Raw genomic sequence first — 13,009 nt, forward strand, 5'->3', positions numbered from 1 at the left:
CGAACCCCCGTCAGGGTATTACCCTGAACACGCTTTCCAGGCGTGCGACTTAAGCCACTCATCCACCTCTCCAGATGGCTCTTTTCGACCTGCCTTGCGGCGTTTTGTCGTCAGAGGCTGCGCATTCTAGTGAAGCCCCCCTGCCTTGGCAAGCTTTTTTACAAAAAAATGCCTACCCCCGCGCCATGCCAGCGCCAGGCCGCTGCCTGCCCGCCACACACAGCCACGGCAAGCCCTTGATCGCATTGCGCATTCCCGCTCCAGCACGCCACCTACCCCCAGCCTGCGCGGCTTCAGGTAGAATTGCGGCATTGCAAAACACACCCCGTGAAAACACGATGCGCATTGCCTTAGCCCAGTTCAACCCGGTTGTTGGTGACATCACCGGCAATACCCAGAAAATCCTGGCCCTGGCCCACGCCGCCATGGCACAGGGCGCCGATATCCTGGTCACCCCGGAGCTGGCCCTGACCGGCTACAGCCCGGAAGACCTGCTGCTGCGCGACCATTTCTACCGCGCCATTGCCGCCGGCCTGGACGAGCTGGAGCAGCTGGACGGCATTACCCTGGTGATCGGCCACCCGGCCAAGCTGGGTAACGAGCGCTTTAACGCCGCCACCGTGCTGCGCGACGGCCACCGCCTGGGCCAGTACCACAAGATGCTGCTACCCAATAACGAAGTATTCGACGAATGCCGCTACTTCACCCCTGGCGCGGCGCCGCTGGTATTCGAGCAAAACGGCGTACAGGTAGGCGTGCTGATCTGCGAAGACGTGTGGTCCATCGAGCCGGCAGCAGAAGCCGCCGACGCCGGCGCCGACGTGATCGTGTCGCTGAACGCCTCGCCCTTCCACCGCAACAAGATCGACACCCGCCACGACATGCTGCGCTACCGCGTACAAGAAACCGGCCTGCCCATCGCCTACGTCAACCTGACCGGCGGCCAGGACGAGCTGGTATTCGATGGCGGCTCTTTCGCGCTGAACAAGCAAGGCGAGCTGGTGGCCCAGGCCGCCGCCTACGACGACGAGCTGCTGCTGCTGGACTACGACGGCAGCGACCTCGCCCCCGCCAGCCAGGCCACCCTGCCCGGCGAGCTGGAAAGCGTGTACCGCGCCCTGGTAGTAGGTGTGCGCGACTACATCAATAAAAACGGCTTCCCCGGCGCGCTACTGGGCCTGTCCGGCGGCATCGACTCCGCCCTGACGCTGGCCATTGCCGTGGACGCGCTGGGCGCCGAGCGCGTGCACGCCGTAATGATGCCGTCGCGCTACACCGCCGACATCAGCGTGGACGACAGCCGCGACATGGTGCAGCGCGTGGGCGTGAAGTACGACGAAATCGAAATCTGGCCCATGTACGAAAGCTTCATGGCCGCGCTAGCACCGTCGTTTGACGGCCTGGCCATGGATACCACCGAAGAAAACCTGCAGGCGCGCATCCGCGGCACCCTGCTGATGGCGCTGTCCAACAAAACCGGCAAGCTGGTACTGACCACCGGCAACAAGTCGGAAATGACCACCGGCTACTGCACGCTGTACGGCGACATGGCCGGCGGCTTTGCCGTACTGAAAGACGTGGCCAAGACGCTGGTATTCGACCTGTGCCGCTGGCGCAATACCCAGGGCGACATCATCCCCGAGCGCATCATCACCCGCCCGCCGTCGGCCGAGCTGCGCCCGGACCAGAAAGACCAGGACAGCCTGCCGCCGTACGAGGTGCTGGACGCCATCATGGCGCGCTACGTGGAACACAATATGTCGGCCGCCGACATCATCCGCGACGGCTTTGCCGAAGCCGACGTGACCAAGGTGGTGCGCCTGCTGAAGATCAACGAATACAAGCGCCGCCAGGCGCCGGTAGGGCCGCGCATCACCCACCGCGGCTTCGGCAAAGACTGGCGCTACCCCATCACCAACCGTTTCAGTTAAGCAACGGTTGCGGCCAACCTGCACAGGTTGGCCGCACACCGCTGGCGGCACGCACTGCCCGCCAGTGTGTTAAGCCTTGTTAAGCAGTGCGAATCCCCCGCCGCCACGGCGGTCACACTGCCATCACCCCCACAAGGAACACCATGAAAACCCTCGCCAGCGCCCTGCTCTGCCTTGCCCTCGCCGCCCCGGCCCACGCCGCGGCCATTGCCCAGCTCAAACAGTTTGTCAGCAGCACCAAAACCCTGTCTGCCAGCTTTAGCCAGACCGTCAGCAGCAAAGGCAAGCAGGAAACCGCCAGCGGCATCATGGAGCTGCAGCGCCCCGGCAAGCTGCGCTGGGCGTACAGCAAACCGTTTGAACAGCTGATCGTGGGCGACGGCAATACGCTGTGGATCTACGACAAAGAGCTGGCGCAAATCACCAAACGCAAACAGGCCGGCGCACTGGGCAGTAGCCCGGCCGCCCTACTGGCCGGCAGCAATGCCATCGAGCGCGACTACCTGCTGCGCGAAATGGGCAAGCAAGGCGACGTGGAATGGCTGGCCGCCAGCCCCAAAAAGGCCGACAACACCTTTGAATCCATCAAGATGGGTTTCAGCAACAACCAGCTGGTGGAAATGGAGCTGGGCGACAGCTTTGGCAACCAGACCCGCATCCGCTTTAGCGACATCAAGAAAAACCCCGCGCTGCCTGCGGCCAACTTCAGCTTTACCCCACCCAAGGGCGTAGACCTGGTCAGCGAGTAAGCCCATGGACCTGTTTGCACGCGAGCCGCACAAGCCGCTGGCCGAGGCGCTGCGCCCCGCCACGCTGGACGACGTCATCGGCCAGCAGCACCTCATCGGCCCCGGCAAACCGCTGCGTATGGCCATCGAGGCGCAAGTACCGCACAGCATGATGCTGTGGGGGCCACCCGGCGTGGGCAAAACCACGCTGGCGCGCATTCTGGCCGGCGCGTTTGACGCCGAGTTCATCCCGCTGTCTGCCGTGCTATCCGGCGTAAAAGACATCCGCGAAGCGGTAGAGCGCGCCCACGCCACGCTGCAGCGCAGCGGGCGGCGCACCATCCTGTTTGTGGACGAAGTACACCGCTTCAACAAAAGCCAGCAGGATGCGTTTTTGCCATTTGTGGAATCCGGCCTGCTCACTTTTATTGGTGCCACCACCGAAAACCCCTCGTTCGAAGTCAATGCCGCGCTGCTGTCGCGCGCCCAAGTCTACGTGCTCAAGCCGCTGACCCAGGCCGACCTGCACGCCCTGTTCGACCGCGCTGCGGCCAACGGTGCGCTGGATGGTCTGACATTTGACGACGACGCCCGCGCCGCGCTGACCGGCTACGCCGACGGCGACGCCCGCCGCTTCCTGAACCTGCTGGAACAAACCCGCACCGCCGCACTGGCGCGCAAAACCGCCCGCATCGACAGCGCCTTTCTGGCCGAGGTGCTCAGCGTCAACGCCCGCCGCTTCGACAAAGGCGGCGACGCCTTCTACGACCAGATTTCGGCGCTGCACAAATCGGTACGCGGCTCCAACCCCGACGCCGCGCTGTACTGGCTGACGCGCATGCTGGACGGCGGCGCCGACGCGCGCTACCTGGCGCGGCGCATCGTGCGCATGGCGTGGGAAGACATCGGCCTGGCCGACCCGCGCGCCATGCAGATCGCCAACGACGCCGCCACCACCTACGAGCGCCTGGGCAGCCCCGAGGGCGAGCTGGCGCTGGGCCAGGCGGTGATCTACCTGGCCATAGCGGCCAAGAGTAATGCCGGCTACATGGCGTATAATGCTGCCCGCGCCTTCGTGGCAGGCGACAGCTCGCGCCCGGTACCGGTACACTTGCGCAATGCGCCAACCCGGCTGATGAAAGAGCTGGGCTACGGCCACGAATACCGCTACGCCCACGACGAGCCGCACGCCTACGCGGCGGGCGAAACCTATATGCCGGAAGGCCTGGAAGACGTGCGCTGGTATGAGCCGGTGCCGCGCGGGCTGGAAAGCAAGATTGCCGACAAGCTGGCGTTTTTACGCCAGCTGGATGACGAAGCCAATACCAAGAAACAGGACTGAAACATGCTGGACATTCAACTGCTGCGCAGCAATATCGATGAAGTAGCGGCCCGCCTGGCCGCCCGTGGCTACACTCTGGAAGTAGACGCTTTCAACAGCCTGGAAGCCGAACGCAAAAGCCTGCAAACCCGCATGCAGGACCTGCAATCCCAGCGCAACAGCAGCTCCAAGCAGATTGGCATTGCCAAGAAAAACGGCGAAGACGTGTCCGCCATCATGGCGCAGGTTGCCTCGCTGGGCGACGAGCTGAAAGCCGCCGAAGAAGCCTTTGCCGCCGTGCAAAGCCGCCTGGACAACTGGCTGCTCACCATCCCGAACGTGCCGCACGAATCGGTACCGGCCGGCAGCGACGAAAGCGGCAACGTGGAAGTACGCCGCTGGGGCACCCCGCGCAGCTTTGATTTCGATATCAAAGACCACGTAGACGTGGGCGCGCCGCTGGGCCTGGATTTCGAAACCGGCGCCAAGCTGTCCGGCGCACGCTTTACCGTGCTGCGCGCCGACATCGCCCGCCTGCACCGCGCGCTGGCGCAGTTCATGCTGAACACCCACACCGAACAGCACGGCTACAGCGAAACCTACACCCCGTACATCGTGAACAGCGACGTACTGTACGGCACTGGCCAGCTGCCCAAGTTTGCCGAAGACATGTTCCGCGTAGAACGCGGTGGCGAAGCCGCTGCCCAGGCGCAGTACCTGATTTCCACCTCGGAAATCACCATGACCAATATGGTGCGCGAGTCGGTACTGAAGCACGATGAGCTGCCGCTGAAATTTACCGCCCACTCGCCTTGCTTCCGCTCCGAAGCCGGCGCCTACGGCCGTGATACCCGTGGCCTGATTCGCCAGCACCAGTTCGACAAGGTGGAAATGGTACAGATCGCCCACCCGGAGCACTCGTTTGCCGCGCTGGACGAAATGGTCGGCCACGCCGAGGTGATTCTGCAGCAGCTGGGCCTGCCCTACCGCGTGATGGCGCTGTGCAGTGGCGACATGGGCTTTGGCTCGCACAAGACTTTCGACCTGGAAGTCTGGCTGCCGGCACAAAACACCTACCGCGAGATCAGTTCCTGCTCCAATATGGGCGATTTCCAGGCACGCCGCATGATGGCCCGCTTCAAGGACGCGGATGGCAAAAACCGTTACGTCCACACGCTGAACGGCTCCGGCCTGGCCGTAGGCCGTACGCTGGTGGCGGTACTGGAAAACTACCAGAACGCCGACGGCAGCGTGACCATCCCCGAGGTGCTGCGCCCGTACATGGGTGGCCGCGACAAGATCGGCGGCTAAGCCAGACCTGCACAGGGTTGGCCGCATGCGGCCAACCTGGCAAACAAAAAGCCGATGCACATGCATCGGCTTTTTTGATTGATGGCAAAGCGGCAGACTCCGCCATAGCGCCAGCCTGGCAGGCATAACCCGCCAGGCCGCCCCAGCTACACAGGGTTGTTCGCCAGCTCGGCCTGCAGCATGCTGCGGAACGCTTCTGCCGGCATGGGTTTGCCAAACAAATAGCCTTGCGCCATATGGCAGCCCTCGGCTTGCAGGAAATCGCGGTGCGCCGGCAGCTCCACCCCTTCGGCCACAATGGACAGCCCCAGGCTGCGGCCCATGGAAATAATGGCCGAAGCAATGGCCGCGTCGTCACGGTCGTGGTCCAGATCCTTGATAAAGGAGCGGTCGATTTTCAGCACCTGCACCGGCAGGCGCTTCAGATAGGCCAGCGAGGAGTAGCCGGTGCCAAAGTCGTCAATCGCCAGCGTCACGCCAATGGCACGCAGCCCTTCCAGCGCCTTCATCACCTCCACGTCGGTATCCATGGCCGTGCTTTCGGTCATTTCCAGCTCCAGGCAGGCGGCTGGCAAGCCGGTATCGGCCAGGGTTTCGCGTACGCTGTCCACGATCTGGCCGAATTTCAGCTGGCGCCCGGACAGGTTTACCGCCACGCGGCCCTGAAAGCCGAACTCGTCCAGCAAAGCCTTGCTGAAACGGCAGGCCTGCTGCAACACCCAGCTGCCCAGCGGCACAATCAGCGCGCACTCTTCGGCCACCGGGATAAAGTCCACCGGCGACACCATGCCCATTTCCGGGTTGTCCCAGCGTATCAGCGCCTCCATGCCCACCAGTCGGCCGCTGCCCACCTCTACCTTGGGCTGGTACCACACCTGGAATTCCTGTTTCATCAGCGCACGATGCAGGCTGTATTCCAGCTTGAGCCGCGCCATGGCACTGGCGTTCATGTCGGCGGTGTAAAACTGGAAGGTATTCTTGCCACGGCTTTTGGCCCGGTACATGGCCGCATCGGCATTCACCAGCAGGCTTTCGGCGGTATTGCCATCGTCAGGGAACATGGCAATGCCCAGGCTAGCCGACACAAACACCTTGTTACCCGCGCCCAGCACCACTTCGCCGGTAATATTCTCCAGCATGGCCTGCGCCAGGCTGGCCACGCTGTTAGGCTGGGCGATGCCCGATAGCAGAATGGTGAACTCGTCCCCCGCCAGGCGCGCCGCTACCGCCCCCGGCGGCAGCTGGTTCTGGATACGGCAGGCTATTTTCACCAGCAGCTCGTCTCCGGCTTGGTGGCCCAGGGTGTCGTTGATCAGCTTGAAGCGGTCCAGGTCGATGAAAATCAGCGCCAGGCGCTGCTCCTGCTCGATGGCGCGCTCCACGGCCAACTGCAGTTTTTCGCCAAACAGCGTGCGGTTGGGCAGGCCGGTCAGCGCATCGTGGTTGGCCAGAAAGTGCAGCCGCTCTTCGGCCTGCTTGCGCTGGGTAATATCGGTAAACACCGCCACATAGTGCCGGGCGCCGCCGTGGCCATCCGGAATCGCCGTAATGGTGAGGTGCTCGGTATACAGCAGGCCGCTTTTGCGGCGGTTGACTACCTCGCCCTGCCACATGCCCTGCTGCTTGAGCTGGCCCCACATGCGCTGGTAGAAATCTTCCCCTTGGCGGCCGGATTTCAGCAGCGCCGGGGTCTGGCCTACTGCCTCGTCGCGGCTGTAGCCGGTGATGCGGCTAAATGCCGGGTTCACCGACTGGATCACGCCGTTCGGGTCGGTAATCAGGATGCCTTCCATGGTGGACTCGAACACCTTGTCGGCCAGCTGCAGGCTCTCGCGCGAGCGCAGCAGCGCCTCGTCGCGCTCGCGCAGTACGGCGCGCAGCTCGGACAAATACTCTTGTTCGATAGACGCCAGAATATCCGCCATGCTAATGATGGCCAGCAGCTTGCCGTCTTCGCTTTCCACGCCCAGGTGGCGGATCTGGTACTCCATGAACACCTTGCGTGCGGCCAACAAGGTCATGCCGGCCGGCACCGAGCGCAGCGGGTAGCTGGCCAGGTCAGCGGCGCAGCGCGTTTCGTCTGGCTGCGCCAGGAAACGCACCATGTCACGGCGGGTGATAATGCCCCAGCTGCCGTCGGCGTAGCGCACCGCCAGCGCCTCTACCGAAAAATCGCGCATGCACTGCATCACTTCTGCGGCTGGCGCTTCGGCGTAAATCACCACCAGCGACTCGCGCGCCAGGCTGTCCAGCCGCTTCATGCGCAAAAACAGCTCGGCGTCCTGGTTCAGCAAAATATCGGTGGCCGATACCACGCCCACCATCCGCCCTGCGTCATCGCGCACAATCAGATGGCGAACGTTATTTTCCATCAGCACACGGGTAGCGTCCTGCAGCGGGCAGCCCAGCGCAATACCCAGCACCGGGGCGCTCATCACCTCCCCCATGCACTGGCTGGCCATATCGTCCTGGCGCAGGTCCAGCTTGATGGCGTCGGTTTCGGTCCAGATACCTACCGGCTCGCCCTGTGCATCCACCACCACAATCGAGCCGCACAAGGCGTCGCACATGGCACGTGCCGCCTCGGCCACCAGCATGGTAGGCGGGCAACACAGGACATTCCTGGACACAATGCTTTCAACGGTATGCGATAAGGACACGCCAGACTCCAGAGGACAACTGATAAGTAAACATATATTTACAGTTTACCAGCTCATTTGAAAGGCATAGCAAAGAAATGATGCCATCAGATACCGATGACGTACGCTAGCTCACACACTAGCCGCACGACGCTTGGCAAAGCGCAGCCATTCGTAAATATTACAACATCTTATCAAGAATGCTGGTTGCAGTCATAAAAGTAGCTTTTAAAAGCACGCAGTCAGAATGGCCTTCATGTTCTAGCCAAAACAGCCGATAAAGCAGATGCCTATCCGTACATTCTGACTGGAGCCACCATGGACATCAGCAGCATCGGCAGCCGCCCGCCCCTTCCGGCCAGCGCCCCTGCCAGCACTACCCCACCCGCCAGCCCAAGCAGCAGCGCCCCGCAAGAAACCGTGGCGCTAGGCCAGCGCCCCGTAGACGAAGCCCAAACCTACGGCGACCCGCGCAAAACCGCCGCCAAAGAAAAGCCGGACCTACAGAACATGCTGGACGAATCCAACCGCAAGGTGGACGAGTTCATGCAGCTGCTGGGCAGCCTGGTAGAAAAGCAGGGCTTATCGTGGAGCAAGCTGGTGAGCGGCGAACAGAAACTGAGCGCCGACGCCGAAACCATCGCCAAAGCCAAGGAAGCTGTGTCGGAAGACGGCGAGATGGGCGTACGCAAAACCGCCGAACGCATCCTGAGCTTTGCCAAAATGGGCATGGGGGATGACCCGGAAAAGCTGGCCACCTTCCGCAAGGCGGTAGAAAAAGGCTTTGATGACGCCGCCAAAATGCTGGGCGGCAAGCTGCCACAGATCAGCGAAGACACCCGCAAGGTGATCATGGCCGAGTTCGACCGCTGGGAAAAAGAAGGCATTCCCGGCGGCGACACCGTCAGCCTGAAAAAAGCAGACAGCGCCAGCCCTGCCCAAGCGCCAACCGGGGTCAACACCCGCGCCTGACACACTGCCCGCCACCACACCCGGCCCGCCCTGGCGGGCTTTTTGCTGCCTGCGCTCTGTTATACTGCCGCCTTGTCGATTTTTGCTCTTTAAGCCCGCATGACCACCCCCACCCTGCCCGAACTCAAAGCCGCCCTGCCCACCTGCCTGATTCGCGACCGCCACATCCTGAAGCGCAAGCTGCAAGATGCCGAACAGCGCGCGCGCAAACAGCAGCCTGCCGACAAACTGCTGGCCGACATTGCCGCGCAAATCGCGCGCTCTGCCAGCCGCGCCGCGGTGCGCGCCGAGCACCTGCCACGCCCCACGTTTGACGACGCGCTGCCGGTAAACCAGAAGCTGGACGACATCAAGGCGGCCATTGCGGCCAACCAGGTGGTGATTATTTGCGGCGAAACCGGCTCTGGCAAAACCACGCAGCTACCCAAGATCTGCCTGGAGCTGGGCCGTGGCGTGTACGGGCTGATCGGCCACACCCAGCCGCGCAGGTTGGCCGCACGCTCGGTGGCTACGCGTATCGCGCAGGAGCTGGGCAGCGAGCTGGGCACCCACGTGGGCTTCAAGGTGCGCTTTAACGACAAGCAGTCCGAGCGCAATGTCATCAAGCTGATGACCGACGGTATCCTGCTGGCCGAAACGCAGACCGACCGCTACCTGAGCAACTACGACACGATCATCATCGACGAGGCGCACGAACGCAGCCTCAACATCGACTTTCTGCTGGGCTACCTGAAGCAGCTGCTGCCGCGCCGCCCCGACCTGAAAGTGATCATTACCTCGGCCACCATCGACGCCGACCGCTTTGCCCGCCACTTTAACAACGCCCCGGTCATCGAAGTGTCCGGCCGTACCTACCCGGTAGAGGTGCGCTATCGCCCGCTGAAGCAGCGCGACGAAGACGAGCGCGAAATGGAGATGGAAGACGCCATCGTGGAGGCGGTGTCCGAAATCTCGCGCCACGGCGCTGGCGATATCCTGGTGTTCCTGCCCGGCGAGCGCGAAATCCGCGACACCGCCGACAAGCTGCGCCGCAGCGGCATTCGCCATTACGAGATCCTGCCGCTGTTTGCCCGCCTGTCCAACGAAGACCAGCAGAAAATCTTCAAGCCCTCCGGCGGGCGCCGTATCGTGCTGGCCACCAACGTGGCGGAAACCTCGCTGACCGTGCCGGGCATCAAATACGTAATCGACACTGGCCTGGCGCGCATCAAACGCTACAGCCCGCGCGCCAAGGTAGAGCAGCTGCAAGTAGAGAAAATCTCGCAGGCCGCTGCCCGCCAGCGCGCTGGCCGTTGCGGCCGTGTAGAGGCCGGCATCTGCGTGCGCCTGTACGACGAGGCCGACTTTAACGCCCGCAGCGCGTTTACCGACCCGGAAATCGTGCGCAGCAGCCTGGCCGCCGTGATCCTGCGCATGGCCGCGCTGCAGCTGGGCGTGGTGGACCAGTTTCCCTTTATCGAGCCGCCCTCCAGCCGCCTGATTGCCGACGGCTACCAGGTACTGCAGGAGCTGGGCGCGGTGGACGAACAGCTGGCGCTCACCGCCGTGGGCAAGGAGCTGGCGCGCATTCCGGTAGACCCGAAGGTTGGCCGCATGCTGCTGGCCGGGCGCGACTTTGGCTGCGTACGCGAGGTGCTGATCATCGCTGCCGGCTTGTCGATACAAGACCCGCGCGAGCGGCCGTTTGAAGCCCGTGAGGCCGCCGACCGCGCGCACACCCGCTTTAACGACGAAAAATCCGACTTCTTGTCCTGGCTGCACCTGTGGGACTTCTTTGCCGACGCGCTGGCCAACAAGCAAAGCAACCGCCAGCTGGTGAACCTGTGCCACGAGCACTTTCTGTCGCACCTGCGCATGCGCGAATGGCGCGAGCTGCACGCCCAGCTGGTAGACATTGCCGCCGAGCTCAGCCTGATCGACAAAGACAAGGCCCACGCCCCGGCCCCGGTGCAGGCCAACCTGGAAACCAGCGCCAAGAAACGCGCCCAGGCCGACACGGTGGCCTACGAAAGGCTGCACAAGGCGCTGCTGACCGGCCTGATCGGCAATATCGGCATGAAATCGCAGGAAAGCGACGACTACACCAGCGCCCGTGGCGGCAGCTTTCTGGTGTTCCCCGGCACCGGCCTGAAAAAACTGCGCCCCAAGTGGGTGGTGGTGGCCGAGCTGGTAGAAACCACCAAGCTGTACGGCCGCTGCGTGGCCAAGATCGAGCCGGAATGGGTCGAGGCCGTGGCGCCGCACCTGATCCGCCTGCATCACTTTGAGCCGCACTGGGAAAAAGCCCGTGGCGAGGTGGTGGCCAGCGAGCGCGTGACGCTGTTTGGCCTGACGCTGATCGCGCGCCGCCCGGTAAGCTACGGCCGCATCGCCCCCGAAGAAGCGCGCGAGCTGTTTATCCGCGGCGCGCTGGTGGCCATGGAATACGTCAGCAACGCGCCGTTCTTCCAGCGCAACCAGCAGCTGATTCGCGAGGTAGAGCAGCTGGAACACAAGGCGCGCCGCCAGGACGTGCTGGTAGACGAAGAAGCGCTGTACGCCTTTTACGCCGAGCGCATCGCCAGCGACGTGGTAGACGCCGCCAGCTTTGAAGCCTGGCGCAAAACCGCCGAGCAGGCCAACCCGAAAGTGCTGTTCCTCACCCGCGAGGAGCTGATGCGCCACGCTGCCGAGCACGTATCGGAAAACCAGTTCCCCGAGTGGTGCGAGCTGGCCGAAAGCCGCTGCCGCCTGCGCTACCGTTTCGAGCCGAACCACCCGCTGGATGGCGTCACCATCGACCTGCCGCTGGCGGTGCTCAACACCCTGCAGCCGGCCGAGTTCGAATGGCTGGTGCCGGGCATGATCCGCGAAAAACTGCAGGCCATGATCAAAGGCCTGCCCAAGCAGCTGCGCCGTAGCTGCGTACCGGTGCCGGACTTTGTCACCCAGTTCCTGCTGACCGAGCCGGACACTGGCAAACCGATCGGCCCGCAGCTGGCGCACTTCATCCTGCGCCACACCGGCGGCGTGAAGGTAGACCCGCTGGCGTTTGATGCCATCGAGCTGCCGGCGCACCTGCTGTTCAACTTCCGCATTGTGGACGATGGCAAGCAGGAAATCGGCATGGGCCGCGACCTCCTGGCGCTGCAAAAGCAGTTTGGCCAGGCAGCACAGCTGACCTTCCGTGACACCAGCGCCGAATTCGAGCGCGACCACGTAGAAGCCTGGGACTTTGGCGAGCTGCCGCAGGCGATACAGTTTGCCCGTGGCCGCCAGCAGCTTACCGGCTTCCCGGCGCTCACCATCGAAACCGACGCCAAGGGCGAGCACGTGGCCATCCGCCTGTTCGACACCGAGGGTGCGGCCAACGTGGCGCACCGCAAAGGCGTGATCCGCCTGCTGCAGTACCAGCTGAAAGAGCACATGAAGCAGATGAACAAGGGCCTGCCGGGCATGACCCAGCTGGGCCTGCAGCTACGCACCGTGTGCAATGTGGACGAGCTGCTGCAGGACGCCATTGCCGCCATCTGCGACCGTGCCTTTATCGGCGACGACGAGGTGCCACGCAGCGAAAAAGCCTTTAACGACCAGAAAGCCCGTGCCCGCACCCGCCTGCCCGCCGTTACGCAGGCCGTCACCGGCTACCTGAACCAGATTGCCGCCGAGTACGGGCTGCTGAGCACCAAGCTGCAAAAGCACAAGCTGGGGTTCGAGCTGAAACAGCAGCTGGAGCGCCTGGTGTACAAAGGCTTTCTGTACGCCACGCCGTGGGGCCAGCTGCCGCAGCTGCCGCGCTATATGAAAGCCATGAGCTTGCGCATGGACAAGCAGCCAACTAACGCCCAGCGCGATGGCCAGCGCGGCGCCGAAATCCGCCAGCTGTGGGCACGCTGGGAAGCCCGCATGGCCGAAGAAGCCGAGCGCGGCCAACCTTCGCCACAGCTGCAGGCCTTCCGCTGGCACATCGAGGAGCTGCGTGTGGGGCTGTTTGCGCAAGAGCTGAAAACGCCGTACCCGGTATCCGGCAAGCGCCTGGAAAAGCTGTGGAGCGAGCTGCCACGCGGTATCTAAGCGCGAAACTGCCACGGCCACGCGCCGTGGCAGGCCAAAAACAGCACCTCGGTA

General features: G+C 63.3%; 7 protein-coding genes. 6 read left to right on the forward strand and 1 reads right to left on the reverse strand.

Annotation, left to right across the window (positions count from 1 at the left end; translation table 11 throughout):
• Positions 1-338 precede the first annotated feature (338 nt).
• From FLQ44_RS19375 to serS, 4 genes are all read left to right on the forward strand, one after another.
• Positions 339-1,931: an NAD+ synthase gene (locus FLQ44_RS19375; protein ID WP_147695689.1), complete on the forward strand. Its 1,593-nt coding sequence runs from the start codon at positions 339-341 to the stop codon at positions 1,929-1,931.
• A 143-nt stretch (positions 1,932-2,074) separates the two neighbouring features.
• Positions 2,075-2,680, forward strand: a complete 606-nt coding sequence (gene lolA / locus FLQ44_RS19380) for an outer membrane lipoprotein periplasmic chaperone LolA (protein WP_147695690.1) — start codon at positions 2,075-2,077, stop codon at positions 2,678-2,680.
• Positions 2,681-2,684: 4 nt separating this feature from the next.
• Positions 2,685-4,001, forward strand: coding sequence for a replication-associated recombination protein A (locus FLQ44_RS19385; RefSeq protein ID WP_147695691.1), 1,317 nt, complete (start codon positions 2,685-2,687; stop codon positions 3,999-4,001).
• Positions 4,002-4,004: 3 nt separating this feature from the next.
• Entirely contained in the window at positions 4,005-5,291 is a 1,287-nt protein-coding gene (gene serS, locus FLQ44_RS19390) for a serine--tRNA ligase (RefSeq protein ID WP_147695692.1), read from the forward strand.
• 146 nt (positions 5,292-5,437) lie between these two features.
• Here serS and FLQ44_RS19395 read toward each other — a convergent pair whose 3' ends face one another.
• Entirely contained in the window at positions 5,438-7,951 is a 2,514-nt protein-coding gene (locus FLQ44_RS19395; RefSeq protein WP_147695693.1) for an EAL domain-containing protein, read from the reverse strand.
• Between the two features lie 297 nt (positions 7,952-8,248).
• Here FLQ44_RS19395 and FLQ44_RS19400 point away from each other — a divergent pair, with 297 nt between their 5' ends.
• Positions 8,249-8,902, forward strand: coding sequence for a hypothetical protein (locus FLQ44_RS19400; RefSeq protein ID WP_147695694.1), 654 nt, complete (start codon positions 8,249-8,251; stop codon positions 8,900-8,902).
• 99 nt (positions 8,903-9,001) lie between these two features.
• Entirely contained in the window at positions 9,002-12,955 is a 3,954-nt protein-coding gene (gene hrpA, locus FLQ44_RS19405) for an ATP-dependent RNA helicase HrpA (RefSeq protein ID WP_147695695.1), read from the forward strand.
• Positions 12,956-13,009 lie beyond the last annotated feature (54 nt).

The organism is Vogesella mureinivorans, from assembly GCF_007644035.1.
GTDB lineage: Bacteria > Pseudomonadota > Gammaproteobacteria > Burkholderiales > Chromobacteriaceae > Vogesella > Vogesella mureinivorans.